The organism is Lysinibacillus contaminans, assembly GCF_001278945.1.
GTDB lineage: Bacteria > Bacillota > Bacilli > Bacillales_A > Planococcaceae > Lysinibacillus > Lysinibacillus contaminans.
In genome coordinates this window covers 979,396-1,005,766 of sequence record NZ_LGRV01000003.1, presented here as the reverse complement: position 1 = coordinate 1,005,766, position 26,371 = coordinate 979,396, and the positions used below count along the sequence as shown (strand labels likewise).

34 protein-coding genes and 2 pseudogenes are annotated in these 26,371 nt (G+C 34.8%); 20 read left to right on the top strand and 16 right to left on the bottom strand.

Going from position 1 to position 26,371, the window contains the following annotated elements; all coding sequences use genetic code 11:
- Window positions 1-42: 42 nt before the first annotated feature.
- Complete coding sequence (locus tag AEA09_RS07100; RefSeq protein ID WP_053583174.1) at window positions 43-1,068, bottom strand: LacI family DNA-binding transcriptional regulator; 1,026 nt, start codon at window positions 1,066-1,068, stop codon at window positions 43-45.
- Between the two features lie 241 nt (window positions 1,069-1,309).
- Here AEA09_RS07100 and AEA09_RS07095 point away from each other — a divergent pair, with 241 nt between their 5' ends.
- Genes AEA09_RS07095 through AEA09_RS07080 form a run of 4 tightly spaced genes read left to right on the top strand, consistent with a single transcriptional unit; the run spans window position 1,310 to window position 6,000 of the window.
- A complete protein-coding gene (locus AEA09_RS07095; protein ID WP_053583173.1) occupies window positions 1,310-2,740 on the top strand; it encodes an L-fucose/L-arabinose isomerase family protein in 1,431 nt (476 codons plus the stop codon).
- A 2-nt stretch (window positions 2,741-2,742) separates the two neighbouring features.
- Entirely contained in the window at window positions 2,743-3,582 is an 840-nt protein-coding gene (locus tag AEA09_RS07090) for a transketolase (RefSeq protein ID WP_053583172.1), read from the top strand.
- Window position 3,583: 1 nt separating this feature from the next.
- Window positions 3,584-4,528 carry a transketolase family protein gene (locus AEA09_RS07085; RefSeq protein ID WP_053583171.1) on the top strand — a complete coding sequence of 315 codons (945 nt, stop codon included), beginning with the start codon at window positions 3,584-3,586 and terminating at the stop codon, window positions 4,526-4,528.
- Complete coding sequence (locus tag AEA09_RS07080) at window positions 4,528-6,000, top strand: FGGY family carbohydrate kinase (protein ID WP_053583170.1); 1,473 nt, start codon at window positions 4,528-4,530, stop codon at window positions 5,998-6,000. The genes AEA09_RS07085 and AEA09_RS07080 overlap by 1 nt, the downstream gene beginning before the upstream one ends.
- Before the next feature lie 316 nt (window positions 6,001-6,316).
- On the opposite strand, the gene AEA09_RS07075 is transcribed toward AEA09_RS07080, so the two are convergent.
- Both AEA09_RS07075 and AEA09_RS07070 read right to left on the bottom strand, forming a co-directional pair.
- The gene (locus AEA09_RS07075) at window positions 6,317-6,742 is read right to left on the bottom strand and encodes a hypothetical protein (protein WP_245622806.1); all 426 of its coding nucleotides are present in this window, start codon (window positions 6,740-6,742) and stop codon (window positions 6,317-6,319) included.
- Between the two features lie 266 nt (window positions 6,743-7,008).
- Window positions 7,009-7,572, bottom strand: coding sequence for a GNAT family N-acetyltransferase (locus AEA09_RS07070; protein WP_053583169.1), 564 nt, complete (start codon window positions 7,570-7,572; stop codon window positions 7,009-7,011).
- A 183-nt stretch (window positions 7,573-7,755) separates the two neighbouring features.
- Between AEA09_RS07070 and AEA09_RS19870 the strand changes: the two are divergent.
- Window positions 7,756-7,955: pseudogene (locus AEA09_RS19870) on the top strand (IS1595 family transposase); the annotation flags it as partial.
- 42 nt (window positions 7,956-7,997) lie between these two features.
- Entirely contained in the window at window positions 7,998-8,303 is a 306-nt protein-coding gene (locus AEA09_RS07065) for a hypothetical protein (protein ID WP_053583168.1), read from the top strand.
- 151 nt (window positions 8,304-8,454) lie between these two features.
- Here AEA09_RS07065 and AEA09_RS07060 read toward each other — a convergent pair whose 3' ends face one another.
- From AEA09_RS07060 to AEA09_RS19865, 3 genes are all read right to left on the bottom strand, one after another.
- Window positions 8,455-8,637, bottom strand: coding sequence for a transmembrane Fragile-X-F protein (locus AEA09_RS07060; protein ID WP_053583167.1), 183 nt, complete (start codon window positions 8,635-8,637; stop codon window positions 8,455-8,457).
- A 192-nt stretch (window positions 8,638-8,829) separates the two neighbouring features.
- A complete protein-coding gene (locus AEA09_RS07055; RefSeq protein ID WP_053583166.1) occupies window positions 8,830-9,216 on the bottom strand; it encodes an RNA polymerase sigma factor in 387 nt (128 codons plus the stop codon).
- Complete coding sequence (locus AEA09_RS19865) at window positions 9,217-9,405, bottom strand: hypothetical protein (RefSeq protein ID WP_156312075.1); 189 nt, start codon at window positions 9,403-9,405, stop codon at window positions 9,217-9,219.
- A gap of 729 nt (window positions 9,406-10,134) precedes the next feature.
- Here AEA09_RS19865 and AEA09_RS20055 point away from each other — a divergent pair.
- Window positions 10,135-10,308 carry a hypothetical protein gene (locus tag AEA09_RS20055; RefSeq protein WP_162212721.1) on the top strand — a complete coding sequence of 58 codons (174 nt, stop codon included), beginning with the start codon at window positions 10,135-10,137 and terminating at the stop codon, window positions 10,306-10,308.
- A complete protein-coding gene (locus AEA09_RS07050; RefSeq protein ID WP_053583165.1) occupies window positions 10,274-10,771 on the top strand; it encodes a hypothetical protein in 498 nt (165 codons plus the stop codon). Before AEA09_RS20055 ends, AEA09_RS07050 begins: the two co-directional genes overlap by 35 nt.
- A gap of 174 nt (window positions 10,772-10,945) precedes the next feature.
- On the opposite strand, the gene AEA09_RS07045 is transcribed toward AEA09_RS07050, so the two are convergent.
- Together AEA09_RS07045 and AEA09_RS07040 are read right to left on the bottom strand one after the other, a co-directional pair.
- Complete coding sequence (locus AEA09_RS07045; RefSeq protein ID WP_053583164.1) at window positions 10,946-11,308, bottom strand: hypothetical protein; 363 nt, start codon at window positions 11,306-11,308, stop codon at window positions 10,946-10,948.
- A 271-nt stretch (window positions 11,309-11,579) separates the two neighbouring features.
- Window positions 11,580-12,002, bottom strand: a complete 423-nt coding sequence (locus AEA09_RS07040) for a pyrimidine dimer DNA glycosylase/endonuclease V (RefSeq protein ID WP_053583163.1) — start codon at window positions 12,000-12,002, stop codon at window positions 11,580-11,582.
- A gap of 271 nt (window positions 12,003-12,273) precedes the next feature.
- Between AEA09_RS07040 and AEA09_RS07035 the strand changes: the two genes are divergently transcribed.
- Both AEA09_RS07035 and AEA09_RS07030 read left to right on the top strand, forming a co-directional pair.
- The gene (locus AEA09_RS07035) at window positions 12,274-12,618 is read left to right on the top strand and encodes a hypothetical protein (RefSeq protein ID WP_053583162.1); all 345 of its coding nucleotides are present in this window, start codon (window positions 12,274-12,276) and stop codon (window positions 12,616-12,618) included.
- A gap of 205 nt (window positions 12,619-12,823) precedes the next feature.
- A complete protein-coding gene (locus AEA09_RS07030) occupies window positions 12,824-13,048 on the top strand; it encodes a hypothetical protein (RefSeq protein WP_053583161.1) in 225 nt (74 codons plus the stop codon).
- A gap of 202 nt (window positions 13,049-13,250) precedes the next feature.
- On the opposite strand, the gene AEA09_RS07025 is transcribed toward AEA09_RS07030, so the two are convergent.
- The 3 genes from AEA09_RS07025 to AEA09_RS19535 form a co-directional block, all read right to left on the bottom strand.
- Window positions 13,251-13,619, bottom strand: coding sequence for a DUF6713 family protein (locus AEA09_RS07025; RefSeq protein WP_053583160.1), 369 nt, complete (start codon window positions 13,617-13,619; stop codon window positions 13,251-13,253).
- 504 nt (window positions 13,620-14,123) lie between these two features.
- A complete protein-coding gene (locus AEA09_RS07020; protein WP_053583159.1) occupies window positions 14,124-14,603 on the bottom strand; it encodes a GNAT family N-acetyltransferase in 480 nt (159 codons plus the stop codon).
- Window positions 14,604-14,664: 61 nt separating this feature from the next.
- Window positions 14,665-15,099 carry a helix-turn-helix domain-containing protein gene (locus AEA09_RS19535; RefSeq protein WP_245622805.1) on the bottom strand — a complete coding sequence of 145 codons (435 nt, stop codon included), beginning with the start codon at window positions 15,097-15,099 and terminating at the stop codon, window positions 14,665-14,667.
- 208 nt (window positions 15,100-15,307) lie between these two features.
- Here AEA09_RS19535 and AEA09_RS07010 point away from each other — a divergent pair, with 208 nt between their 5' ends.
- From AEA09_RS07010 to AEA09_RS06975, 8 genes are all read left to right on the top strand, one after another.
- Complete coding sequence (locus AEA09_RS07010; protein ID WP_053583158.1) at window positions 15,308-15,499, top strand: hypothetical protein; 192 nt, start codon at window positions 15,308-15,310, stop codon at window positions 15,497-15,499.
- A 386-nt stretch (window positions 15,500-15,885) separates the two neighbouring features.
- A complete protein-coding gene (locus AEA09_RS07000) occupies window positions 15,886-16,086 on the top strand; it encodes a hypothetical protein (RefSeq protein ID WP_053583156.1) in 201 nt (66 codons plus the stop codon).
- Window positions 16,087-16,195: 109 nt separating this feature from the next.
- Window positions 16,196-16,750, top strand: coding sequence for a flavodoxin family protein (locus AEA09_RS06995; RefSeq protein WP_053583155.1), 555 nt, complete (start codon window positions 16,196-16,198; stop codon window positions 16,748-16,750).
- Between the two features lie 451 nt (window positions 16,751-17,201).
- Window positions 17,202-17,711, top strand: coding sequence for a DUF3231 family protein (locus AEA09_RS06990; protein ID WP_053583154.1), 510 nt, complete (start codon window positions 17,202-17,204; stop codon window positions 17,709-17,711).
- A gap of 329 nt (window positions 17,712-18,040) precedes the next feature.
- On the top strand, window positions 18,041-18,163 hold the full coding sequence (locus tag AEA09_RS19530; protein ID WP_082332583.1) for a YjcZ family sporulation protein: 123 nt from the start codon (window positions 18,041-18,043) through the stop codon (window positions 18,161-18,163).
- Between the two features lie 245 nt (window positions 18,164-18,408).
- Window positions 18,409-18,573: a YjcZ family sporulation protein gene (locus AEA09_RS19525; protein WP_082332582.1), complete on the top strand. Its 165-nt coding sequence runs from the start codon at window positions 18,409-18,411 to the stop codon at window positions 18,571-18,573.
- Between the two features lie 412 nt (window positions 18,574-18,985).
- Window positions 18,986-19,324, top strand: a complete 339-nt coding sequence (locus tag AEA09_RS06985; RefSeq protein ID WP_245622876.1) for a hypothetical protein — start codon at window positions 18,986-18,988, stop codon at window positions 19,322-19,324.
- 999 nt (window positions 19,325-20,323) lie between these two features.
- Window positions 20,324-20,515 carry a hypothetical protein gene (locus AEA09_RS06975; RefSeq protein WP_053583151.1) on the top strand — a complete coding sequence of 64 codons (192 nt, stop codon included), beginning with the start codon at window positions 20,324-20,326 and terminating at the stop codon, window positions 20,513-20,515.
- Between the two features lie 1,476 nt (window positions 20,516-21,991).
- Here the strand turns inward: AEA09_RS06975 and AEA09_RS06970 are convergent.
- Together AEA09_RS06970 and AEA09_RS20255 are read right to left on the bottom strand one after the other, a co-directional pair.
- Window positions 21,992-22,282: a hypothetical protein gene (locus AEA09_RS06970; protein WP_053583150.1), complete on the bottom strand. Its 291-nt coding sequence runs from the start codon at window positions 22,280-22,282 to the stop codon at window positions 21,992-21,994.
- A gap of 283 nt (window positions 22,283-22,565) precedes the next feature.
- Window positions 22,566-22,756, bottom strand: a pseudogene (locus AEA09_RS20255) (glycosyl transferase family 2); the annotation flags it as partial.
- A 202-nt stretch (window positions 22,757-22,958) separates the two neighbouring features.
- On the opposite strand from AEA09_RS20255, the gene AEA09_RS19515 reads away from it, so the two are divergent.
- A complete protein-coding gene (locus AEA09_RS19515; RefSeq protein ID WP_156312178.1) occupies window positions 22,959-23,075 on the top strand; it encodes a YjcZ family sporulation protein in 117 nt (38 codons plus the stop codon).
- Between the two features lie 313 nt (window positions 23,076-23,388).
- Here the strand turns inward: AEA09_RS19515 and AEA09_RS06965 are convergent, their stop codons facing one another.
- The 3 genes from AEA09_RS06965 to AEA09_RS06955 all read right to left on the bottom strand — a co-directional run bounded on the left by AEA09_RS06965 (window position 23,389) and on the right by AEA09_RS06955 (window position 25,728).
- Window positions 23,389-23,832 carry a hypothetical protein gene (locus AEA09_RS06965; RefSeq protein WP_053583149.1) on the bottom strand — a complete coding sequence of 148 codons (444 nt, stop codon included), beginning with the start codon at window positions 23,830-23,832 and terminating at the stop codon, window positions 23,389-23,391.
- A 199-nt stretch (window positions 23,833-24,031) separates the two neighbouring features.
- Window positions 24,032-24,406, bottom strand: a complete 375-nt coding sequence (locus AEA09_RS06960; RefSeq protein WP_053583148.1) for a PH domain-containing protein — start codon at window positions 24,404-24,406, stop codon at window positions 24,032-24,034.
- Between the two features lie 47 nt (window positions 24,407-24,453).
- Entirely contained in the window at window positions 24,454-25,728 is a 1,275-nt protein-coding gene (locus AEA09_RS06955) for an MFS transporter (RefSeq protein ID WP_053583147.1), read from the bottom strand.
- 380 nt (window positions 25,729-26,108) lie between these two features.
- Between AEA09_RS06955 and AEA09_RS20050 the strand changes: the two genes are divergently transcribed.
- The gene (locus AEA09_RS20050; protein WP_162212720.1) at window positions 26,109-26,249 is read left to right on the top strand and encodes an RNA polymerase sigma factor; all 141 of its coding nucleotides are present in this window, start codon (window positions 26,109-26,111) and stop codon (window positions 26,247-26,249) included.
- The last annotated feature ends 122 nt before the right edge of the window (window positions 26,250-26,371 follow it).

Genomic DNA, 26,371 nt, shown 5'->3' with positions numbered 1-26,371 from the left:
TACTCATTATTTAAAATGATTACACTGCATTAGACATCTGTTTTAGAGAGATGTAGTAGAATTTCTACATATGAATTTTGTATCAATTGTCACTTTAACACTAACTTCATTTTTTCGAATTAATGTATTTAATCGTCTAACCGCCGTTATGGCCATTTGCTCTTTATCGACATGAACTGTAGATAACTCCGGTGTAATTACAACAGATTCTACTATATTATCAAAACCGACTACGGATACTTGTTGAGGTATTTGAATATTCATATCCGTGAGTGATTTAATTACACTAATTGCTAAGTAATCATTTTCACAAAATAGTGCTGTTGGTAATTGTTTACCTTCCATATGCAGTTTTTCAAACCATTGTTGAAACGGTTTGATAACACCAATTGCATTTGATGAAAATGAAAACTCAACAAAATTATCCTCTAATTTAAATTTTTCTACCGCCTGAATGAAGCTTTCATTCCTTTCATCTAAATTTGGGATACGTTCTTCCGACTTAATGTATCCAATATTTCGATGCCCTAAATCAACCAAATGCTGAACTGCCTGAAAAATCCCCATTCTATTATTCATCACAACAAAATCTACCTCTAACTCAGGAACTAATGTATCTAGTACTACTAATTTAGTAAATTGATTTTTTATTAGTAAAATTTGTTCTTTTGTTAGATTAGTTCCTAACAAGATAACACCATCCTGATCGGATTCCGTATATTCAAATTTATTCTCGATTAAGCTTTTTAAGTCCATTGTTGAGAGTGTTATTTCAAATCCAAGTATTGAACTCTGTTTTTGAACATGTTGAATCAATTCGCTAAAGAACGGTTTCTTTTCATATTGTTCTTGCATAAATGATGTATCCGTCACAACTAAAAATCGAATATTTGATTTACGAATTACTTTTTCTTCATCAATTAATGCTTTATGTTTGTAACCATTTTCCTTCGCTATTTTTATTATTTTATCTCGAGTTCTCTCACTAACACCTTGTTTACCGTTTAATGCTAAAGAAACTGCAGATTTTGAAACACCTGCCAGTATAGCTATATCGTCTATTTTCATATTTCAACCCTCTGTAAAAAAATTTATTTAATTAAAGTTAACACAATATTCTGAAAAATAAAAGGTTATTTACTAAAATTTTTAGTTGAATAAGAGGATATATTTAGTAATACACTTAAATATAAAGTAAAAGTTTAGTTATTTTTTATTTTTATTTCAGTAAATTACTAAACTTTTAATTGTTTAATTATTCTGATAATGTTAAGATTTGTGAAAAATAACAAGTTGGGAGTGTTTGCACATGGAAAAAATAAAATTAGGATATGCACCTACCCGAAGAAATGTATTTAGTGCAGAGGATGCACAAAAGTACAAAAAAATAGTTTTACAGAAAATCAATTCTTTTAATCTAAATATCGAGATTGTTGATTTGGAAGGTATTAATCCAGAAGGGTTGCTGTATGGTGACTTGGAATGTGAAGAAAAGATTGTTGAGCACTTTACAAATGAAAAAGTTGATGCACTATTTTTCCCACATTGTAATTTTGGTACGGAAGATAGTGTCGCACGTGTTGCCAAAAAATTGAACAAACCTGTACTCTTATGGGGTCCTCGTGATGAAGCACCTTTAGAAAATGGTATGCGCCTACGTGATACACAGTGTGGATTATTCGCTACTGGGAAAATATTACGACGATTTAATGTACCTTTCTCCTATATTGTAAATAGCTCCGTTAATGATATTGTCTTTGAACGAGGCTTTAAGACATTTATCGGTGCCGCAAATGTGGTCAAACACTTCCGCTCATTACGCATTTTACAAATTGGTCCACGCCCTACTGATTTCTGGTCGGTGATTTGTAACGAAGGGGAATTACTCGAACAATTTGGCATCGAATTACATCCCATTACAATCGAAGAAATTAAGCGCCAAACAAACAAAATAGAAAAACAAGATTCGGATGAACTACAAGATGCCATTCAATACATTAAGAAGCATCTTGAAGCAATTGATGTTGAAGATCAGTACATTCGTAAAATTGGCGCACTAAAGGTTGCGATGAAAACGCTTGCAGTAAAGAATAAATGTACAGCCATTGCTATTCAATGCTGGTCTTCTTTACAGAACGCAATTGGCATTATGCCTTGCCTTGCCAACGCTATTTTAACAGACGAACAAATCCCAGTAACGTGTGAAACTGATATTCACGGAGCTATTTCTTCTGTCATGTTACAGGCAGCTGCTTTAAACGAAAAACCAACATTCTTTGCCGATTTAACCATTCGTCATCCTGATAACGATAATGGGGAACTATTATTCCATTGCGGGAACTTCCCTGTCTCAATGAGTGTTGAAGAAACACCTCGTTTACAGCGTCATTTTTTATTTGATACACACGCTCCTGGTACACATGAGGGAGAAGTTAAAGGAGGAGCTATGACACTTGCTCGCTTTGATGGCGACCATGGTAAGTATTTTTTATTTTTTGGTGATGCCCAAGGTATTAAAGGCCCTTTTACACGTGGTTCATGGGTATGGGTTGAAGTAGATAATTGGCCATTATGGGAAGAAAAGCTTGTAACAGGACCATATATTCATCACATTGTTGGTGTACATGATCGTGTTGGTGCTTCCCTATATGAAGCGTGCAAATACATCCCTGGCTTAAATCCTGATCCCGCTACGCCAAATGAAGAGCACATTAAAGCTTGGTTGAGAGGAGAGTTTTAATAATGAATATTACTGACTTGAAAATTAAAGCCGCTCAAATTCGTATCGATTTAATGACAATGATAACCGCTGCGCAAGCTGGACATACGGGTGGCTCACTTAGTAATACTGATATTTTAACAGCCCTTTACTACCGCGTGATGAAACATAATCCTACAAATAGCAAAGATGAGAACCGTGATCGATTTATTGCAAGCAAAGGACATTCGGTTGAATCGCTATGGTGTATTTTAGCGGATCTCGGTTATTTTCCAAAAGAAGAATTAACTACGTTTTCTCAGTTTGGAACTAGATTAATAGGTCACCCAAACAATAAAGTGTCAGGTATTGAAATGAATACTGGTGCCTTAGGACATGGACTCGCAATTAGTGTCGGCATGGCATTAGCGGGAAAACGCGGGGGAAAAACGTACAAAGTATATTGCTTAATGGGTGACGGAGAACAAACAGAAGGTTCTATTTGGGAAGCTGCTATGGCTGGCGCTCACTATAAATTAGGAAATCTAATTGGCATTATTGATTTAAATGGACTTCAAATTTCTGGAAAAACATCAGATGTACTTTCCTCTGAACCACTTGATGAGAAATGGCGGGCATTCGGTTGGCATGTGATTGAAATAGATGGTAACGATATAGAACAACTTATTTCTACATTTGATATGATCGACCATAAATCAGATAAACCTACACTAATTCTTGCTAAAACTACTAAGGGCAAAGGGGTAAGCTTCGCAGAAAATCAGATTAGTTGGCATCATATAGTTCCTACAGTTGAACAATTAAATCTAGCTACCATAGAGTTGCGACAACAAATCGAGGCTCTTAGAAAGGAGGAAAACTAATATGAATACAACTCCAAATAGACAAGTAGTTTGCGATACACTTTTAGAATTTGCAAAAAACGACTCCTCTATATATGTATTAGCAAGCGATTCTCGTGGCTCTGCAGCAATGACATCATTTGCAGATACCTTCCCAGAACAGTTTGTTGAAGTTGGCATTGCTGAACAAAATATCGTTGGAATTGCAGCAGGATTAGCACATAGCGGTATAAAAGCATTTGTAACCTCCCCTGCTTGCTTTCTTAGCATGCGCAGTATTGAACAAATTAAAGTGGATGTTGCCTATTCACAAACAAATGTAAAACTAATCGGAATTAGCGGTGGAATTAGTTATGGGGCACTAGGTATGTCACATCATTCTGTCCAAGATTTCGCCGTAACACGCGCCATTCCTGATTTAACAGTAGTTGTACCTGCAGATCGACATGAAACAAAAAAAATGATTGAAGCATTAGTACACTATGAGCAAGGAGCATATATGCGTATCGGGCGTAATCCAGTGGAAGACGTTTATGATTCTGATAATTTCGAATTTGAAATCGGTAAAGCTATTCAATTAGCTACGGGGAATGATGTAACAATTATTGCATGTGGTGAAACAGTACGAATTGCGCTCGACACGAGTAAAATGTTACGTACATCAGGTATTCACTGTAGAGTTATCAATATGCATACAATTAAACCTCTCGACACTGAAACTATTATTAAAGCAGCACAAGAAACGAATTATATCGTTACTCTTGAAGAACATTCAATACACGGTGGACTAGGTTCAGCTGTTGCAGAAGTAGTTGTACAGCATCACCCTGTTGCTATGAAAATATATGGGATTCCTGATGAACCAGCTATCGCCGGTAAAACAAAAGAAGTGTTTGATTATTACGGTTTAAATGCTGAGCATTTAGCAGCTAATATTACAGCATTTTGTAAAAAGGAAATCCGGTAATGGGTCCATTTATTTTAACTATCGATCAAAGTACTTCTGGAACAAAGGTGTTACTCATAAATCAAAAAGGTGACATTGTTCATAAGTTAAGTGTTGAACACGAACAAATATATCCTCAGCCAGGTTGGTTAGAGCATGATCCTATAGAAATTTATCAAAATACGCAACGTCTTCTTCACGAAATTGTACAGCAGCAAAATCTATCTAAAGGTGATATACATGCGATTTCAATTACAAACCAGCGCGAAACATGTTTACTTTGGAATAAAGATGGCCAACCGATACAAAATGCCATAGTTTGGCAATGCAATCGCACAGCCAAACTATGTGAACAGTATATTTCACAAGGCCACGCACCAACAATTAGTGAAAAAACAGGCTTACTGATTAGCCCTTATTTTTCCGCTACAAAGCTACAATGGTTATTGAATGCTCATCCTCAAGCATCTCAAGCATACGCAGGTACAATGGATAGCTGGCTGATTTATAACCTAACGAATAAAATGGTGCATGCAACGGATTATACAAATGCTTGTCGAACTTTACTTTTCAATATCCATACATTATCGTGGGATGATCAATTACTAGATTTATTTAATCTAAAGTCAATCATCTTACCAAACGTACTTGAATCTGACGCAAGCTTCGGAATTGTAAGCGATCCAAACTTGCCTGATGCCATTCAAGGTACTCCTATTTGCGGAGTCATTGGCGATTCGCAAGCAGCACTATTTGCACATGGCTGTTTTAAAACAGGAACGGCAAAAGCAACGCTAGGAACTGGATCTTCTGTACTGATGAATATTGGTGAAAATCCACTCCCTGCCAAAAATGGTTTAGTAACAACTATCGCTTGGAAGCTATCTACTAAAACTAGCTATGCTTTAGAAGGAATTATTTATAGCGCAGCCGATACGCTATCATGGGCAAAAAATAACTTAGGTTTATTTCAGGACTACAATGAGTTAATGGCTATTTTAAAAGAAACTCCTTCTAGTGAGGGCGTCATTATAATACCAGCTTTCTACGGTATTGGAGCACCCTACTGGAACGTTAATGCTAAAGCAACGATTTATGGGCTTAGTCGTAGCTCTACACGTTCACATTTGTTAAAGGCTTGCTCAGAAAGTATTGCTCATCAAATTCGTGATGTTATTAGTTTACTCTCACAAGAAACATCTATTACCCTACAGACACTTCGTTGTGATGGAGGGGCATCTGCAAATCAATATTTAATTCAAGATATGGCGAATTTCCTTCAATTGAATATTCATACGACAAATAAAATAGACTTGTCTCCACTTGGCGCATCGTTTATTTGTGGCTTAGCTTTAGGTTGGTGGGATATGCAAACAATTGCTGAAAAATTCATTATTTACAGTAACTTTGAACCTAAATGGGACTTACAAACAACTCAACAAAAACAAGATGAATGGGAAAAAATTGTACAAAATATTAATGCGTATTATTAGATAGATAACTATAATCGAATAGACAGGTTATTGATTTATCAATCTTTTACACCACTATACGTATGATTCCATATCCGGCAGTTTAATCTATTAAGCAACTACGTTCATAAAGTAGGGATAAATTTTTCCTCCCTTCTTTGTGAGCTTTTCTTTTAATATGGCTTGATCTGGTCTACACTGTGAATTTAAGAATCTATTTTAATTTCTATGGGCTAGTTCAGAACACTAAAAGAAAAATCAAAGGCTCCTGCTCCACCGTTAGATGACATAACAAAAAGCCACACCTAGTTAGATGTGACTTATTACTTATTCTATATTAGGACAAAATTTCATTGAAAATTTGTCCGCCTCCATTTATATTAACGATTTTTAGACGACTAGTATTTTTGATAAATATAGTTTTATATTGCTTTGCACCATTTTCATCAAGAACGTATAGAACACGTTTATCCTCGTTATCTGTTACCGTTTCAAAGCTAAAATCTTTGTTGCCGATTTGTTCAACAATTTTATTGTATTCAGGTAATGATGCCCATTCACCATGATCTACGTTTTCTTTAGATTGGTCTTGAACCTCTTCCATTGGTTGATCCTTCACTTGTTGATCTACTTGTTGTTCCTCCGTATGCAAGGATTCCTGATTTTTTTCTGTAGCCTCACTATTGTTGTTAGCCGCTTCATTATTGCTGCAAGCTGTTAACATTGTCACTGCTGCAATTAGTGTAATCATTTTTTTGAACACTATTCTTTACATCTCCTTTTGATTTATTCCCTTTTTTATTTTAACAACATGTGCTTCTTATTATCTAGGAATAAGCTTAAAAGCAGACAAAAGTTATATATAAACAAGGCTATTTTTCAATGTTTGTTGCGTTTACTATCTTGTGATAATTCTGCAAAAATTTGTGCAATCATCTTTGATTTTAAGAGCTTATTATTGTCTAACCATGCCACTTTGATCTTAACGTCGGTAGTTGAGGAACTACAATCATTTAAAAACAACCTTTTTCAAAGCTCATATTCGCTTTTTAATAGAGAGAAGATAGCAAGATCAACATATTTCCCATTTTCAAATTCATGTTGTCTTAAAATGCCTTCTTTATAGAAATTTGATTTTTCTAACAATCTGCTTGAAGATATATTTTCCGGTTCAACCTTCGCTTCAATTTTATTTATTTTCATCGTCATAAAGGCAAAATGAATGATACAATTTAATGCCTCTTTCATAACACCCTTCCCCCAATAGTTCGGAGATAAATCATAGCCGATTTCTATACGATTATGAGCTTTTTCATAATTTAAAAACCCACACGTGCCAATTACTTTTTTGGACTCAATTTCTTCAATTACCCATCTAAAACCTGTCTGTTCTTTGAAAATCTTATCATACCAATTCATCTCATTAATCGCATCTTCTATTGAAGTAAATGGAGTGAAAGGCATGTATTTAACCACTTTTCCATCTGAATAAAGTTCGAAAATATCATGACAATCATTTTCTACAGCTTTACGTAAGATGAAACGTTCAGTCTCAAATATAGGAAAATCAATAAATGCAAAATCTGAATTCATAACAATCCCCTCTATTTCCGTAAATTTAAAACTCGTACCCGTTATCATATCAATAAGTTCAAGCGAGTTGATTAATCGATTTTCACCATTACTATTAAGGCGAGAGGTTGATTTCCGCTACGGATACTCGCTTTCCGTGGGCAAGCACCGAGCCGCTTTCTTGATTGCTGACGCTACGTGTAGGGACTTTATTCCCGTTTGGAACGATGGATAAACCGCTTTAAGAGAGTATCTACAAAATATCACCTTACTTGGTTCTTATTTGTCGATATTCGCAGTAATGAAAGCAATAAACAGCATATTAAAGAATTTCTATTAACATCATTGTATTTGAAATGACAGACACATATGATAGTTTAAGAATGTTGAAATTCAGCGTATAATCTTGTTGAACAAACTATTTTTTTAATACGGAGGTGCTGTTGTTGGAAAAATCTAATATTCTTATATTAGGAAGTCTGTCTTTAGCAACTACATTCGGAATATTCGGTCAGGGAATTGCCTATTTCATGAATGAAAACATTGTTTCAATAGCACCTATATATTATTTAACTGTACTAACCTGTATAAGCATTTTCTTGTACTTAGTCACAGTTGTATTAATCTATCTCGCCGGTAAAAAGCAACTACTGGATAAAATTGAAATCCGTATATATTCCCGTATCATTGGTTTTGTAGGGATATGTACTTCTCTTTGGTCACTATTTGTTTTGGCAATGTGGTGGGGTTAATGAAAAAGGGAAACCCTTATAGGTTGGGTCTCCCTATATTTATGGTCTAATTATCAACATTAAATTTTAACAGAGCCAATTTTTCAAAACCATTTCATGCAAGCTTCAATTTATTTATTATCTTAACAGAATGGATGTGACACAAAAACAACTATTCGCGTTTTTTTACCGCTACCACAGCAATTATAACCATCACTAACTTTATAACAACTAACAAAGCGTAAATACTAAAGGAAATAATCGTTGGTAATAGCACTAACCACCACGACCATGCAATTACTCCTGTTAGCTTTAATACTACGAATATAATCGTTAATACTTCTGCTATCCCCACGTAGTTATCACCTCTACTAATTTGCATACTAAAAAGTCACACTAATAATAATGAATTTGGAGATAATTATAACCAAACTATTTTAGACTTTTACTAAAATAATACACTAAGTGCCTCTACAAAGGGGATGGAATTTTTCAGAACTTGCATAATATTACCGAATATTAGATTGTCTACATGCTTTGTTCCCTATTATATTGATTTGCATACTACCTTACGAATATGGCTATATGAATAGCCAAGAATATCAGCAACCTCCTTATATGAATGACCATCAATAAACCGTAACTTGGCAATCTTATATGGCAGTCCTTCAAGCTTTTCAATATTCACACGAATCTCTTCTTCAATCACCACATAATACGCAAGCTTCTCCTGCAACTGGTAAATACGATTATTCAGACGATCGCTACGCTCAGCTGAAACATCTAATCCGTAACGATGGCTACCCTCTGACCGAAGTGGCAAGTGCACACTCTGTCCAAACCAAAACTTATTATCCTTCTCCAACATCTCAATCTCAGCCTTCACAATATCGATTAAACTTACTAAATCCGCATAGTTTTTCATAATCTCCACTTACACATGCTCCTTTACCATTTTTCGATTTTGCTTGAATAACTTCACGGCCAATTCGTGCAGCTCGTCCATTGGCTTTGCACGAAGCACATCCGTTCCAATGACTTTGCGCTTACCAATGTGGAACCTTTGCTCATTCAGTATTGCTGCCACTTTTGCTACATACAACTTAATGGCATGGCATGCCACTCAACCGTCTCTGGAACATTTCCTTCAATCAATTCCATGTAAGCCTCTAGCCTAAAAATCCGTTCTTTTTCTTCATCTATCGTCATACCGCATTTTGCCCTCTCCACCGCACTTCAATACATATCAGCAAGCGTAATACTCTGAATGAGGTCTTATGACGCTTCACCCTTGCCACCATATAAGTACTTTGTGTTGCTTTTACTAAAGGATTTGAAGTTGAATAGAGCAAGTTTCTTTCGCTTACTCACTCCAATTTACTTCCTGTCCCTTTAACGCATCTAGAAAACCATCACCTTGATTTCATCATCATCGTCTGCTCGGCTTCGATTTGCGTTCATCTTCTGCATCTGCCATTTCAATAAACTGACGAATAGAAGAACGCAACTTCCCGATAGCTCTTGATTGAGCAGTGAGTAGTTGCGTTTGTCATTCCCATACAAATTGAAAATTGCATTCTTCCTCAGTTGTAGCCTGTTCCATACCCCACCTTCTTCTTTAGAACGTGGGTAGTATTCCAGCCATATCTCATAAGCACCACCTCCAACATTTGTTTAGTAATCACCCCACTTGTGCTAGTTGCTTATAAAAATAGGCAGTTTTCTCAAAGATTGCTGCTAAACGAAAGAGTCAGATATTTAAAAGAGTATGTTATATTTTGGATTTCAGAAAAGGTCGAATGAAATAGTATAATTAAGCGTAATTTAACTTATTTCGTAAGAGGTGCTTAGTTTGTTTAAAAAGAAAATATTGATTGGGCGTTCAGAAGATACTGTTCCGGCAATTATTGAATACGTAGAGAAAAGGATCGTTCCGTCAGAAGATACTGCCCGGGCAATTATCGAGCACTTAGAGAAAAGTAACATTCCGTTTGAAGATACTGTCCGAGCATTTAGAGAAAAGTAGCATTCCATTTGAAGTAGACATCGAAGCTATTTTAAAACCGTCGAACGATGATTTTTACAAATTGTTTTATACGGTCGAAGTTCGAAAAAAACATGCGGAACAAGCAGAATCTATTATTACGCAGTATGTGTCGCAAGAAGATTTGAATCATTGGTATAAAGTGGCGAAAAAGAAAAGTAGAAAATTAGAGAGGAAAGAAAAAGCATTTTATTTATTTGCGGCATTTATATACTTTATAGCGGTAGGAGCCATCGAAATGGGTAAAAGTTTTGGAACGGACATCGTTCCGTCTATCGGTTGCGCCGTGGTATTGATAGGCGGTGTGTTTATGACGAAAAAACATTACAAAGAGATGAAACAAGAATCGGGTGATTTGAGAGAGAACAATATGATGTTGATGAGCTTCGGAATTGGTATGATATTCTATGCCTTTACTTCTTTTGTATCTGTACTTCGATTTTAATTACTCCTTTTGGATAGAGATCTTGTTCTAGTGCCTTAAATAAGGCTAGTTATGTCAACGTTTTGATCGCCTCCTGAAACTGCAATATATTCAACATTTATCAAATCAATCTATACAAAATCAGCCTAAAAATAAAAGACACTTCCATAACATATAGAAGTGTCTAACTTAATTTCAGTACATATCTTTCAAATTTAATAAATAAATTTCTATTTCATTTATTGAAGCCGTAATTTCTTTGTGCAGTTGATTATGAGCATTATCTTCAGCATAGAATTCTACATATTTATTTACCTCTTGATAAAACTCTTCAAAGTCTTGCAAAAACGTGTCAATTTTTGAATCACCAGGCGTTACAGTTTGATAAATAGCTTTAAATAAATTGAAATCACTATACGCATTACTAAAAAAATAGATTGCCGGTATTTTGTCGCTATTCATAAAAGTCTTTGCAGAAGATAGGTTTCCCTTTAATCTAATCAATGAATTTATAAGATTCGAAGTTTGTTTTTTCATATTTGCCGTATTGCTATACATCTAATAATCACCTCCAACTCAATCATAAGCTAGGTGGATAAAATTATGCAATAATAATTGAATATAATCAGAACCACCAGTATAACTGGTGGTTTGCTCTGCGCGTGAAACGCTAGGGTACTGACCTACGTCTAAAGACATTCTGAGAGGTCCACAAACCGCTAAAGCGGCTTACTTATTTTTCTTTCTCTTGATTTCTTCTCCTGTGAATGGGTCACTGAATTCTTTCATTATCATCTGATCGTGTAGGATATTTCCTTGTGATTTTATATTAACCTTTACATAATTCCACACTGAGACAACAGTATTCATTTACGTACTTACTTAAATTATTGTAGATATCCACTTCAAAATCTTTCTGACCACGTATAAATTTTTCCTTTAGATTGTAATAGCAAATTTGAAGATATTCATTGTCGTGATGATTCTTAAAGGGTTTAGCATTCTTAACTAACTCTAAATCTTCAAAGTATTTATTCTTTTTTTCATATGTTCTAATTTTATAACCACGCTTCATCATTTCATCAATTACTTTTTCTGTATAAACATACAAATCATCTTTAGGATATTCATATATATAATTAATTAATATGTGTTTATCTTCTTTGGCAAATATACTATTTAATTCTCTCCACTGTGAAAGCAGCTGTCCTTTTGGTAGATACTCTAATAAATCCACATGCCATAACCTCATTCTTTATCTCTCCTTATTTCGAATAACACGGTTCTATTATTTATTATCAATATTCCTCTATGAACCCACAATTATTACATTGAATTGATTCTCTATATATACTTACATTATACTCAAATTGTGCAGTAACTAAAAAATTAACATTGGTATTAACATTCGTCAGTATTTATTATCTTAAAGAGACTTTAAACTGAGTATAGTAGAAGTGAGTGAAAAACGCTTTTACAACTTTTGAATAAAAAAATTCAAACAAATCTCAGGAGGTCTTATTATGAAAAAAGTGTTAATCGGAAGTACATTAGCAATAGGTCTATTATTATCTGGAGCAGGACAAGCACCTGCATCTGCAAATTCAACTGGATTGAATGTTGGTGGTATAAACAAAAGCAGTATAGATATACAAGCTATGGATCTTGAAACTGCTCTGATGGCGGTTCAATCACAAAGAGCCGCTCTATTAGATGCCCAAATTGATTCAATGAACAACTCACAACAAATGGACATGCTTCGCCTTCAAAGTATGAGTAATAAACGTAATGAAGCATTTGATGAGATGTCAAACTTTTTAAAGAAAATGCAGGACGCTAGATCATCAATTATTGATAATATGCGCTAAAATGAAGGGGCTATAGGTTTGCTATAGCCCTTTATAATGCTGTTTTACTACATCTATACTTGTTCTTTAAGATGCTAAATACTTTCCTCATAATTTATCTCTCCTTCTTACTGCACAATATTTTTCAAATCTTCAGTATTTATTTGTTATACTTTTGTATTCATTTGTCGATAATGCTAATAAAAAACATAAAGAGGTAAGCATTATGACTGAAACACTCCCTACAAGTAATATCAAATTCCTAATTGAAGGTCTTGAAATAAGAAAACAAATTTATACAGATAGTATTAACTTTTGGCTAAAGCAACAGCATAAAAACCCCGTTCATTTAAAACAACTCGTTCAACAGTTAATTAAAGAAGAAAAACTTAAAATTGATTTAATCAATTCAATTCTGGATGATATTAGAAATGAGTTATATCAGTCCTAACGAACAGATTACTGTACAATATTTATCGATTAACTCTCAAAGTATTCAGTTAATGTTAAAACCGTAGCGTTTGACCACGCTGGGACTTTTTAATGCCATAATTATTTAACGAGGTGATATTACGAAAAATGATAGGTTGGTCTACAAGGCTTTCTATCACTAGAAACATAAAAAGCCACACCTCAATAGATGTGACTCTAATCTAAATATTAATTAAAAATAATAAATGTATTCCCGCAAGAATCCCCATTGGATAAATAATCGATCTTGAAAATGAATTTTTAAATTCGTTTCGAGAATGCCTTTCAAAAAATAAGTGCAGAATTGCATGAATAATAAAGAATACATCAAGGACCCAAAAAATTATTGTTTGATATTGGCTGAAAAGTAAGGAAAGTATTATTACATAAAGAAAAAGGTGAATAAATGTGAATACTTTATAAGCCTTTGAATCTTCCATATCTTTAAGTACGATAAACAATCGCCACTCAGAGCGCCTTATTGCGTCCATTTCATGCAAAAGAAATAAAGAAAGGTTAAATAAAAAAAGTACAAGTAACAAATCAGGCATATAAAACCTCCTAGATCTTTATATACCCAATGTTACTATAAAACTACTTTCTAAATACTAAGTGACCTGCCAAAATATGTCGATATAAAGTCGCAAGAATGTGGACGTAGTTCACTTACTTTTGTATTTTAGCCTTTTATATTATTAAGATACCTAATCTCTTAAAAAAATATGAGCCGGCGATGTTTGTCATGCTCCGAACGAATTTGCTCGGCGCTGGTCTGTCGTCGGTCTGTCTTTCCCTAATATTAAATATTTCGTAGGAAAACAATTCCGCACCGACCTACCTCCGATTTTACACGTTAAATTCATACTTACATAATGTGTAACATTTGATACAAATGATACACTTGCGCCCTTTGATACATATTATTAAGATAATTTCCAAGGATTGATGCAAAACTGTCCGAAAAATATAAAACCAGAGCTATTCTACAAAATGTAGAATCAACTCTGGTGACGATGGTAGTAAAAATTCCAGTTACCTTTATGGGTGGTTTAATATTATTTTATTAATTGTCTCATGATAATTTCTTCTCCGATACGTCCTATTAATCTCTCATTTGTATCTTCAAATCCTACTTTTAAATATAGTTTTTGTACTGGTATATTATCTTTGTCGACAACTAAAACAATTTCATCGCAATTAGGAAATTCCTTTTTAACAAACTCAACTAGTAATGTCATTCCTTGTTTTGCGTAACCTTTTCCTTGTTCAGTATGATTAATTGATAGTGCAGTTAATAACAAAGCATTCAAATTATTGGAGTATTTCTTTACTCTTTCATTTGAATTTAGGAGAAAGAAACCAACGGGTGTATTATCACTTAAAATTACAATACGATACTGTCCTTCATTAATTTCCTCAAATTTGCTTGGAAGTGCAGAAAATTGTTTTTGTTCTTCTGTAAGTACAAAAGAGTTCAATTCATTCAAATATTTACTTGAAAAATGCTTTAATTCAACCTTTTTCAATTTTTCCACAACATAATTCTCCATTCATTTTTTCTATACTTTACGACTTAATTAGGTTTTGGTTGTTAATTTATTTGAAATTTCGAAAAATAATACCGACGTTAGAAAACAGCATTGAATAAAAAGGCGCACTACGCCCCATCAACATTTGTTTAACTATACAGTCTCTTGTGAGAATAATTGTTGTACTTGATAGTTTCATGTGCTTGCCAATAGCTCTCATGCTATCACCATCTAGCAATCTATGAAGTACTTCCACCTCTCTGTCGCCAATCACACAGGGAATGCGTTTTTGCACCTCTACAATCTTTTGCTCATATTCCTTAATCCGATAATTAAGTGCATATACCTGACGTTGTACCTCTGCATACACCGGATCACTTGTACCTCCACTATCTTTTGGTAAAGTCGCCTCAATCCCGTACATCGTTGCTTTTGCCCCAATATAACTGCTGTTATCGACCTTTACTACTGGTTGTCTCGCTTCCTCTACTGTTTCAACCATCCAACGATAATTTTCAATCTACTGAAGTAAATTCTCTTTAGTAACCTTGATTTTCCCTTGTTTTCCCATATAGGATTACCCTCCTACGTTGTGGTATAATATTGTTGTCAATACAACATAAGGGCATCAATCAATCCGCTGTAGCGTCTGCAAACGCTGCGGCTTTTTTATGTTAAGCTTTACATAACTTACATATTGAGGTGATGTTATGGAAAACAATAAATTAATCTGCAAGTCCTGCGGTGGTGATTCATTTGGCGAAGGTAAACTTGATGGTTATGCTGCCTTAAGACCAATTGACAATTTTTTCTCTACAGGATCTCCACTTATTTATACTGTGTGTCAAAATTGCGGAGAAGTAGCTTCAATTAAGGTTACTAAACCACAAAAGTTCAAATAGTTTCGTACTGAAGCTGTAGCGTCTGCAAACGCTGCGGCTTTTTTTGAATAAATAAACTTAATTTGCACACACTATTAAAAAATTGCATAGTGAGGTGCTTTAATTGACTACATTCGGAAAATACTTATATATTACTTTTTTTGTAACACTGTTTTTATTTACAACGGTTTTAGATTATTTCAAAAATGGAAATTTGGCTTTGCTTGAAAATATTTTCTATTCCTTTTGGGTTGCAAGTTTATTATTCATGCTATTACTATTTAGAAGTAGAAAAGATGAAAAGAAAAAACATATTGTGTGAGATTCTCCAATTCGCTGTAGCGTCTGCAAACGCTGTGGCTTTTTTTATGTTAAAATTTACATAAAATACATAAAGAGGTGACAATATGGAAAATAATAATTTGGTTTGTAAGGCTTGTGGTAGTGATTCATTTACAACCGGTCAAGTTGGTGATGCTAGTACTTATGGTAATGTTAAACCTATCGGATCTGCATTTGCTGTAGGATCCCCATTTATTTTTCGCTTTTGTAAGGCTTGCGGAGAAGTAGCTACAATCAAAGTTGCTAAACCTGAAAAATTCAAATAGTTTCGTACTAAAGCTGTAGCGTTTGCCTCATTTCATCAAAACATTCAGCTTCCTTGATAATAAAAGAAAGATAAACTATTTATAACGTGAAATATAGAGGAGGATAAATATGAACATCACAGCTTTTATTGGTAGCACAAGAGAATATAGTAATAGTGAAATGCTTGCTGACCTTGTATTAAAAGGCATACCATATCAAAATTTATATATAAAGAATTTAAACATTCAACCGATTCATGATTTACGCCATTCCAAGAATGGGTTTAAATTCATTGATGATGATTACGACCAAGTAATTCAAGCATTTTTGACAAGTGATATTGTGATTTTTACGACGCCAATTTACTGGTACAGTATGTCTGGAATCATGAAAAACATGGTTGATCGCCTGAGTCATGCAATTCGTGATGAACGCTTTCCACAACTAAAGGAAAAGTTACAGACAACAGAAGCTATCGTGCTCGCTGTTGGCGGAGATGATCCAAAAATCAAGGGATTGCCTATGATTCAGCAATTCCAATATATCTTTGATTTTTTAAAAATGCCCTTCACTTCATATATTATTGGCGAAGCCAACAGGCCTGGAGAAATCACAAAAGATGAACATGCTTTAACTCAAGCAACATTATTAAATAAGCAGCTTATAGCTCGTATAAAAACTTAATAAAACCTGCCTAAAACCTTCTTCATTTTAGGTCGTTTATATCATCTTGTTTCTACTGAAATCTGATGAAATGTTGTAATATCAAATAGCCCTGTATCCATTAACATATCGAGTATTTATTTCTGTAATGTTTTGTTGTGTTGAAATTGTCGGCAAGCATCCAATTGTTTTTCACAACGTTTAAACTGCTACGACCACACCGACTTACTTTCAATCCGATTTACCCTGTTTGAATCCATAAAAACAACCAATTCTTGATGGTTAGAGTCAATTGCTAAACAGACGAAATAAACTATCTCATCTTCTTTATTAACGTAATAGCCGATTTCAAATTGCATATGAGTTCTCCTTTCATATTGTTCAGTAAAAATAATTTTTCATGAATTATATTTCTGATTTTGCCCATACTACCTTTGTTTGAAAATGGCCAATAATGAAAGGAAGTGCAAGTATGGGTATGTTTAGCGGTAACTCAAAAGACGAACCATTACATTATGGTGAGGTGTTCGGTATCTGGACAAACCTTGCTACAAACTATGGCATGATTGCTGGGTATCAAACATTTTATAATCATGCTGGTGATAAAGACTTAAAAAAGATCATCGAGGATTTTATTCAATGCGCTAAAGAAGAAGCTAAGCAATTAGAAGAGATTCTAAAAACCAATGGCATTGCATTACCTCCTGCACCACCTGAACGTCCAGATGCAAGACTAGAGGATATTCCTCCTGGTGCAAAGTTTAATGATCCTGAAATCAGTGCCGCATTATCATTAGACGCTGCCGCTGGTTTAGTTGCATGTAGTCAAGCAATGGGAATGTCTATTAGAGAAGACATCGGCTTAATGTATGGTCAATTCCATACAGCTAAAGCACAGCTTGGCGCCAAACTATTACGCCTTAACAAAAATAAAGGTTGGCTAGTACCTCCACCATTACATGTAGATCATCCAGAAAAATAATAAATATTTATTAAGCCTGATTAAACCGCCAAATTAGTTCCCCAGTTTAAAGCTGGGGATTTTTCAATTTGACTGAGTAACTAAGAAATAACTCTACTGCACACTTTCTTTCGATAAATCCTCAAAGAGTTCATTAATCTTCTTAATAATTCAGAATCATAAATTTCTACTTCAACTGGGTTTCATGCAGCTCCACACGAGCCATGTTCTTTCTCAAACTACGTAACATGATTATTTATTTTTTTCAAAAAGAATGATTGATTAGATGAATACCATCTCTCCTTTCTATAACTCTGCATATTCTAGATTATAGAAAGGGGGGATTTATTATGGGAAATGAGGTTTATGGTACGGACTGTGGTAATCGTAATAATTCATCATTCGCTCTAATCGTTGTCCTATTCATTCTTTTAATTATTGTCGGCGCTAGTTTCATGCAAAGATCGTATTAACAAAAACATCTTTTGCTAGCTATCTCCCAATAGCAAATGTAAGGATAAGGTAATTTCGCCTTACACACCTCCTTTTTTCGACACCGAGGGTCACTTTCCACCGAGTGACCCTTTTTTGTTTAATTCTTCAAAATACGTAACCCGATTAATTCATTTTTTCTAGAAAAAGAACGATTGATTGGATGAATAGCCCCTCTCCTTTCAACGACTATACATACTATAGATTAAAGAAAGGAGAGGTTCTCATGGGAAACTATGGATATTCAGGGTATAATAGTTCTTGCGGAGGTTATGGCATGGATTATTGTATGGACTATGGTAAGGATAATAGTTCAACATTCGTTTTAATCGTAGTTCTATTTATTCTTCTAATTATTGTCGGCGCAACTTTCATGCATAAAGGTTATTAATAGTTACAGTTTTTTAAGTGTAAGAAAATGAAAAGAAGGTTAGTGCCTTCATAAATAGCAACGATCCATACTCTCCATAACCCCTTCAGAAAACTATCGTAATAGTTGTGTAATGCTAATCTATCAGCCTTATATACTCCTGTTATGATCAAAGGGTCACTCCCAGCCTGGTGACCCTTTTTATAGTTTCTTTCCTCAAATACATACTAAATTCACACCTCACTTACTGCACGTTTTCTTTCGATTAATGCTTATATTGTGCAGTAACAAAATAAACGCAGCATAAGCTATCCTATTTTAAATTTTTTTAAAAGTTTAACCTGAATTTAACCTTCGTGCTATAAAGTTCTATTTAAGGGATTGTTAAATGGTATTTTGATTATTCCTTAAACACTTATTCTCAGGAGGTTTTATGATGAAAAAGCTATTAATCGGTAGCGCATTAGCAGTAAGTCTATTAGTATCTGGTGCAGGCCAATCACCTGCATCTGCAAATTCAACTGGATTGAATGTTGGTGGTTTACAAGGTATGGATCTTGAAACTGCTCTGTTGGCGGTTCAATCACAAAGAGCAAATCTACTAGAAGATCAATTAAAGGACCAAATTGATTCAATGAGCAACTCACAACAAATGGACATGCTTCGCCTCCAAAATTTGAGCAATAAACGTAATGAAGCATTTGACGTTATGACAAACTTTGTAAAAAAAATGCAGGAAAATCGTTCATCAATTATTGAAAATATGCGTTAATATGAAGGGGCTATAGTTTTGCTATAGCCCTTTAATCATGTTTTTTTACTACATCTACACATTTTCATTAAAATGCTAAATACTATTTCCGGATTGTATATCCATTTTCAAGTTCTCCACCTCTTATAACATATTAACTCTCCTACTGAACAATTTTTATCGGATAATCCTCAGATGAGTGTTATTTCCTCAAGGAGTTAATAACACTATTGTCTTATATTAGATAAACTCCCATACTAGCAATAGCTTACAAGAATGAGATGATTAATTTTGAACACAAGGAAATTCCCTTTATCTTGCTGCTGGACTCTTAAAGCTCATTCAACATATTCTGTATTTGTTAGCATTTACAATCCCAATAAATTCACTGTGCACGACTGGGATAATGACCTTATTTTAGTCCTTTCAACTGAGGAAAATTCATTAGAAGTTCACAAAGCCAATTATGGTGCAGAATACAAATTAAACATATCTGACCATACAATCACTTTGCGTCTCGAACCGAATGCACACTAAGAATACAGATATTAGAGCATCAAATTTGATGCTCTTTTTGATGCCTGTTCCTCATGGTGTTCTTCAAGGTTCTTTGTTTTCAAGATATTCTCCAAGTAAAAACCTCCAAATATAAGTTAATCAATAAACACTTTTGTGTTAACATATTAGCAACCTCATTATTTGGAGGTGTTTTTTTGACCGACAAGAGTAGAACAGTACTTAACTCAGTTAGTGGTTTGGCACTATTTTCTGTGGGAGCATATAGAATCTTTACAAACAACTTAGAAGCAATGTCTATACTAGTAGCATATATTTTCTTAATTGGCGGGTTGATAGGCTTTGTTTTTAGTGTTGTAAAGTTGTCTAGGATTGATCGAGCTTAGCGTTGCTTTATTGCAACGCTATTCTTAATGCTGTTGCACCATATCTTTCAAATATTTTAAAACTTTTTGTTCAAACAGCCATATACATTAATACAAACTATTCTCTGGGGTGATAATTATGGAAAATCAAAAATTAATTTGTAAATCTTGTGGTGGCAACTCTTTTACAAAAGGAAAACTTGAAGGGAATGCTAATATAAGACCCATTGATAAAATATTTTCTTCCTCTCCGTTAATCGTTACTTTGTGCAAAGATTGCGGCGAAGTAGCTTCAATCAAAGTTGCAAATCTAAAACCATTTCAAAATTGATACATATTTTATTGTGCACACCACCCTCTTTTGCTGACTTCATCAACAATTTCACATCATCGATCAAGGGTATTACCCAAACATGTCTTTGACTTTAAAAGAGTAACATTCAAGGAGCACCGTACCGCATTCTACTAAAATATTTTCATTCGAAAGTGTGCGCCAAATAATATTGCATCCACACGAACAAAACCAGCGAAAAACACCTAAAAAAGTACAATAACAACTCGAAATAGAGCCATTTTCTCTCCTCAAATCATGCTTCAAAATAAAGTGGATAGGTCAATGCACCTACATCCTATCTAATAAAAAATGCTGAATTCCCTCTAAAAAATGCATTGTTGTTTACCTTTTGCTTCTGAAATGAATCATCTAAAAAGCATCTGGCACTTATCATGTTTTTCCAACGACATGATAAGTGCCAGATGCTTTCTTAAAAAATGCCGCCTAGTCTTCCTTAATAACGAGGGACATCAATCTGTATACAAATGAAAAAGATGCTATAGTAAAAGAGTAATGATTTTAAATAAACACTTTAAAATGTCTATATAATAAGGCTTCTACACGAAAAGTCACCTCAGTATCCTTTTTTAAAAATTGAGCAGCTAAAAAATTGTAATGAGAAATTAAATTCAGCAAATGTTCTTCGTTGATCTTTCATCAAACGACATTTTTCCATCAAAATTATTCGAGGTCATTTTCGTTTTAATATAGGAAATTTTAATAGTGACTTAAATAACTTCGAATTTTTTCAAACGCTCGATTTTGATATACGACATATTTTTAAATAAGCGCCATTTCAGGACTTTAACCCTATTTGTCACATATTTATTTTTAAGTCGTATATCAATTTGGATAAATGTGATTTTTAATATTTGAAAAATATTCAAAAAAATTAGCTGGTCAGTATTCGCTCGTGAAAAACGTATGCGACCTAGCGATTTTGATCTACTCAGAATTTACGCTACTGTTTTGCAAGGTCAGATTTTGGTATAGATCCATTTATCAAACACTAAATAAACTCATCCGCTTCTACTGATCCTGTGGCAGCTCGTTCACTGGCTCCTCGAATATTTTCAAACGAGAGTAATGGAAAGTACCCTTTTGGATGCTGTAACGGGTGTTGATTAGGGAAATATCAGGTTGTTATTTACCTTGGAATCGCTTATTTTTATTTGATTGCAGAGGTGGTTGGTCGACTCATGCGGGAAATCCAAGCGAACCGAGACCCTGGTCGGGGCATCAACCTACCACTTTAATAGTTGTGGTTAAAATTGGTTATCTAACACGCCTGATGTAGTATAAAGGAATTTCGATGAATAAAAATAATAGCCCTCCACAGATGTGGAAGGCAAAAAACTAATCGATTTTCCAATTATATAAAATAGTATGTTTTTAATTAAAAGTTTTTAAAAAATAACTACACATTATGAAACTTCTATAGTATTAAGAAGAAATATAGAATGATTCGCCTTACTAATTGTTGTTTGCTTTTAGATCAAAGTTATATTTATTATTAATCTTGCTTGCAATCTTCTCTAGGAATGATACAACGGTCATGTTTTCAACTTCTTTTGTATACCATGCAAGTTTCACACCATGATTTTTCTTATTATAATTTACTTCTAATGGCCCAAAAGTTTCTGTTGCATAAGTATAATCAAATTTAACGAATAATTGCTTTCCATAAGGACATTCCATAATAACGTTATAGATAGGATTTTTTCTTTCTGGTTCAAACTTTACTTTTCTAATTTTGGTTATCACTTAAATTCCCCCTTTATATTACTAAATTCGACAAAAGAAAGGATTTCCCTCTATTTGTGCAAGGCGTAAAACTTATCGTTTTTAAATTCCTTGTTTTAAAAACAGCATGTTTTTAATTTAAATAACAAAAAAGACACGTCAATTGACGCATCTTTTAAATTCTCGAATTTTTAGGGTTATTAACGTTTGGCCGCGTTTATTAAAAATAAAGCACCTTCTGCTCTCTGATCCATAATCACCATATCCCCATTTCCATCACCAAAGGAAATCCTCACTCTTAACGTTACCTACCTTGATTATCATAATATGTTTCATCTGCAGATTTTTTGTCAGTTCCTTTCAAATAGCTAAAATCAGTTGTGGACGTTTTAGTAAAGCTCAGTCACCATGCTGATCAAATCCTCTGCATGAAGTGACCATACCATTTTTGATTAAACCGTATTTTTCACTGTTTTTCTTGCCCCATTCTTTTAATAGTGACATTTTACAATTAATCAATCGCCGTGAATCCGATTAACTCCGTTACTGCCATACCCTAAGTCCTCCACACTCATTGAGGTTCCGTCTTCTGTCGGGAAATGATAAAGACCTGTTCATGTTTTTTGCCCTACCCTCCTTCTCATTGATGAATAGACTAAAGAAGAAAGGAGGTGTTTTTATGGGATACTCTCAAAATATGGGTAATTACAACAATTACTGTGGAGGCGAAAGTTCTGGCAGTGGTTCAACATTCGTTTTAATCGTTGTCCTATTCATTCTTCTAATTATTGTCGGCGCTACTTTCATGTACTAACCAAATCAACACTTCTATTGTTTACGAGTAAAAAAATTAGTTCTATCCTAATGGATAAGACTGAAGTCTGTTCCATTAGGTTAGGTGTTTCCAAATTGAAACAGCCTCCAAAACCTCTTTTGCTCGCTACCACCCCATTGTGCTAGTACTACCTCTTATAGTTATATAGAAGAAAAGCGCTCATTTTGAAAAAAGATAGATCAAAATGAGTGCTTTTTTAATAACCTTGGATCTTATTATGTAAAAAAGATTGATTATTTCAGAAGTCGAATAGTCAATAATTGCGACCAGTAGTAAAATAAATTCGTTCACCCTATTCTTCTAACGCTTTATTCTTTTCAGGACGAATCATTATTTCTGCTTGTAATACAATAATCGATGGTATAAGTGTACTGAAAATCGGTAATATTGGATAATTCGTCAAGCTAAATTTCGCTTCATCGATTTCTATCCAACCATTGAGTCGGTCAGCATCTTGTATCTTTCCAACAGAACGATAATCTACAATGTACAAGCGAGTGCCGTCGTCATATTCAGCTGCCATCCAAATTTCCCCTTCTCTTCGTGGGTCAATTCCGAATTGCTGCAAAAATTGTTGAATCGCTGCTGATGTTCGCATAATCGCTTCCGTATAATAACGACAATCCTCACATCCACAATGAGCCTTATCCGAAACTAGTGGTAGTGGTGCGTACAGCTCTTTTGTTTTCTGTGCATCTACTAGCACAACATGCCCTTTTAAATTCAATTGCTCCATTTATTTTCTCCACTTCTGCCCTTTGGCTCTATATTGGGTTATTTTTGTACTTTTTTAGGTGTTTTTCGAGGATAAATTTGTTTTGTGCAGATGAGTAGAACCCCAATAAAGGATTACATTTTCTTGAAAGAATTGAGCTAGCACACCAAATTCATAGAAAAGAGGTTACCTCAAGTAATATGAGGCAACCCTGTTATTTTTATTTCAGTACATATTCAGCTAAAACATTTTGAACTTTATAAATATTCAGCGTTTTATTGAATCTTTTTTCAATAAGACCACCAGCGGATAGCCATATTTTCAATTCTGCATCTAAATCGAAATTGCCTGCTGTTTCTACTGAGAAATGTACAATACTTTTGTATGGAATTGAATGATACTCAATTTTCTTCCCTGTCACGCCTTGCTTATCAATTAAAATAAGCCGCTTATTTGTAAAAACGAATAAGTCACGTATTAGTTTATACGCATGTTCTACGTGTTCAGAAGACGTTAAAAGATCTTTAATTTCACTTTCAACTGCTGTTACGCTAGTCTCAGAGGCATTTCCCATTAACCCATCTAAAAAACCCATTTTGCACACCGCCCTTTTAAGAATTGTGTAAGTGCCAGGCACCACCATTATTCCCCTGATTTAAATCGTGACCAAGTAACGACTGATACTAACAGTACGGCTAAACACGTACCGATAAAGCCTAAAATCGCATAACTCGAATAGGCCACTATAACACCCGATAAAATGCTACCCGCAGATCCTGCAAGTGCTACCCATACGTCTACTGAGCCTTGCGTTTTTGCGCGGTTATGAATATTCGTCGAGTCAATAATAATTGCCGTACCACTAATCAAACCAAAATTCCAACCTAGCCCTAATAACATAAGCGCAAATGTAAGCCATAGTAGTGAATCCCCAGGGGCAAACGCAGCTACTAAGCCCGCTGTTGCCAATATCATTCCTGAGGCAACTACCACAAATGTGCGACCCATTTTATCGACCAGTACGCCCGTACCCAAAGATGGTAAGTACATAGCAGCGACATGTAGTCCAATCACCATGCCAATGGCACTTAAATTACTCCCATGACCTTGCATATGAACCGGTGTCATCGTCATTATGGATACCATAGTGACATGTGACAAGATTAATACAAGCGCCCCTACTAAAACACCAATGCGGTTCACCTTATTTTGCATTACATTCACAGTCTTCGTACCATTATTCTGTTGCTTCTCTTGTTCATCCGCTATTGCTTTCGCCACTATTAACGGATCTGGACGTAAATAAAAGAATAATGTCAGTCCTGCTAAAATATATGCTACCGCCGCCAAAATAAATGGGCCTGCCAATGCTGGCATACTCATTGCTGTAGCAACTTTCCCCATCGGTGCCACTAAATTAGGGCCTGCAACTGCGCCAAATGTCGTGGCAACCATCGCCATACTTGTGGCTGTTGCTCGTTGCTTTTCATTCGCTAAATCTGTACCTGCATAGCGTGCTTGTAAATTTGTCGCCGTGCCAGCTCCGTACACAAATAATGATATGAATAATAACGTTAGACTATTAATATTAGCAGCCAGTATTACGCCAAGTGCACCGACTCCACCTGCTATGAATCCAAAAGATAACCCGTAACGTCTACCATATCGTTGAGAGAGCTGTCCTACTACATATGCTGCAAGTGCTGAACCGAGTGTAAACAGCGCTGCAGGTAACCCCGCAACACTTTCTGTCCCTAACATTTCCTTCGCGAGCAACGCTCCTACGGTAATACCCGCTGCAAGCCCTGCCCCACCGAATATTTGAGACAACATGACGATCAGCAACGAACGCTTATATAACTTTTGCTGTGCCTCCGTTGAATGTACATACTGCTCTACTGTATTTTTATTTTTCATAAAACTTCCTTTCTAGCATATTCCTCATACTATCTTTTACATATAATTATAGTTGTTATCTCGAGAAAATTTAATAATTATTTAATTTACTTCTAGAATTAGCTTAAATTGGTTAATCACCAAAAAGTCGTGGATGACATGCTATTACTTGATTGATTGTAATGCAGGCTGGCGACTCCTGCAGGAATGGGAGACAGTCGAGACCACACACGAAGCGAATGCGAAGGAGGAGGCTCGACGCTCGCCCGCGGAAAGCGTCCAGCCGGAACGGAAATCAACCACAAGTTATGGTGATGAGCCCTTAAATTCACTCGAATTATTTTGCAGGAAATATACAAATTTTTCTTACTCATTCGTCTATTAGTATAGGAGGTGAAAAAATGGATTTTGATCAGCTATATGAAGAACATTTCCAACGTGTTTATCAATACATTTACTATATGGTGTCTGACTCTAGTTCAGGCGAAGATTTTACACAAGAGACATTTCTTCGAGTATATAAGGGCCAAAAGCCACGATAGCTACGTACATAAGCCAAATTGCCTGAAACATGGTATACGATTATTTCCGAAAAAAGCAGTGATTAATTGGCTACCATTTCAAAAAAAACACAAGGGTAAAGCTTTACAAAATGTACCATATG

Bases quoted from the DNA above. Each gene is read 5' to 3' on its own strand.
- AEA09_RS07100 (WP_053583174.1), bottom strand. From the start codon at position 1,068: ATGAAAATAGACGATATAGCTATACTGGCAGGTGTTTCAAAATCTGCA.
- AEA09_RS07095 (WP_053583173.1), top strand. From the start codon at position 1,310: ATGGAAAAAATAAAATTAGGATATGCACCTACCCGAAGAAATGTATTT.
- AEA09_RS07090 (WP_053583172.1), top strand. From the start codon at position 2,743: ATGAATATTACTGACTTGAAAATTAAAGCCGCTCAAATTCGTATCGAT.
- AEA09_RS07085 (WP_053583171.1), top strand. From the start codon at position 3,584: ATGAATACAACTCCAAATAGACAAGTAGTTTGCGATACACTTTTAGAA.
- AEA09_RS07080 (WP_053583170.1), top strand. From the start codon at position 4,528: ATGGGTCCATTTATTTTAACTATCGATCAAAGTACTTCTGGAACAAAG.
- AEA09_RS07070 (WP_053583169.1), bottom strand. From the start codon at position 7,572: ATGAATTCAGATTTTGCATTTATTGATTTTCCTATATTTGAGACTGAA.
- AEA09_RS07045 (WP_053583164.1), bottom strand. From the start codon at position 11,308: ATGTATAGCAATACGGCAAATATGAAAAAACAAACTTCGAATCTTATA.
- AEA09_RS07040 (WP_053583163.1), bottom strand. From the start codon at position 12,002: ATGAGGTTATGGCATGTGGATTTATTAGAGTATCTACCAAAAGGACAG.
- AEA09_RS07035 (WP_053583162.1), top strand. From the start codon at position 12,274: ATGAAAAAAGTGTTAATCGGAAGTACATTAGCAATAGGTCTATTATTA.
- AEA09_RS07030 (WP_053583161.1), top strand. From the start codon at position 12,824: ATGACTGAAACACTCCCTACAAGTAATATCAAATTCCTAATTGAAGGT.
- AEA09_RS07025 (WP_053583160.1), bottom strand. From the start codon at position 13,619: ATGCCTGATTTGTTACTTGTACTTTTTTTATTTAACCTTTCTTTATTT.
- AEA09_RS19535 (WP_245622805.1), bottom strand. From the start codon at position 15,099: ATGGTTGAAACAGTAGAGGAAGCGAGACAACCAGTAGTAAAGGTCGAT.
- AEA09_RS07010 (WP_053583158.1), top strand. From the start codon at position 15,308: ATGGAAAACAATAAATTAATCTGCAAGTCCTGCGGTGGTGATTCATTT.
- AEA09_RS07000 (WP_053583156.1), top strand. From the start codon at position 15,886: ATGGAAAATAATAATTTGGTTTGTAAGGCTTGTGGTAGTGATTCATTT.
- AEA09_RS06995 (WP_053583155.1), top strand. From the start codon at position 16,196: ATGAACATCACAGCTTTTATTGGTAGCACAAGAGAATATAGTAATAGT.
- AEA09_RS06990 (WP_053583154.1), top strand. From the start codon at position 17,202: ATGGGTATGTTTAGCGGTAACTCAAAAGACGAACCATTACATTATGGT.
- AEA09_RS19530 (WP_082332583.1), top strand. From the start codon at position 18,041: ATGGGAAATGAGGTTTATGGTACGGACTGTGGTAATCGTAATAATTCA.
- AEA09_RS19525 (WP_082332582.1), top strand. From the start codon at position 18,409: ATGGGAAACTATGGATATTCAGGGTATAATAGTTCTTGCGGAGGTTAT.
- AEA09_RS06985 (WP_245622876.1), top strand. From the start codon at position 18,986: ATGATGAAAAAGCTATTAATCGGTAGCGCATTAGCAGTAAGTCTATTA.
- AEA09_RS06975 (WP_053583151.1), top strand. From the start codon at position 20,324: ATGGAAAATCAAAAATTAATTTGTAAATCTTGTGGTGGCAACTCTTTT.
- AEA09_RS19515 (WP_156312178.1), top strand. From the start codon at position 22,959: ATGGGTAATTACAACAATTACTGTGGAGGCGAAAGTTCTGGCAGTGGT.
- AEA09_RS06965 (WP_053583149.1), bottom strand. From the start codon at position 23,832: ATGGAGCAATTGAATTTAAAAGGGCATGTTGTGCTAGTAGATGCACAG.
- AEA09_RS06960 (WP_053583148.1), bottom strand. From the start codon at position 24,406: ATGGGTTTTTTAGATGGGTTAATGGGAAATGCCTCTGAGACTAGCGTA.
- AEA09_RS06955 (WP_053583147.1), bottom strand. From the start codon at position 25,728: ATGAAAAATAAAAATACAGTAGAGCAGTATGTACATTCAACGGAGGCA.
- AEA09_RS20050 (WP_162212720.1), top strand. From the start codon at position 26,109: ATGGATTTTGATCAGCTATATGAAGAACATTTCCAACGTGTTTATCAA.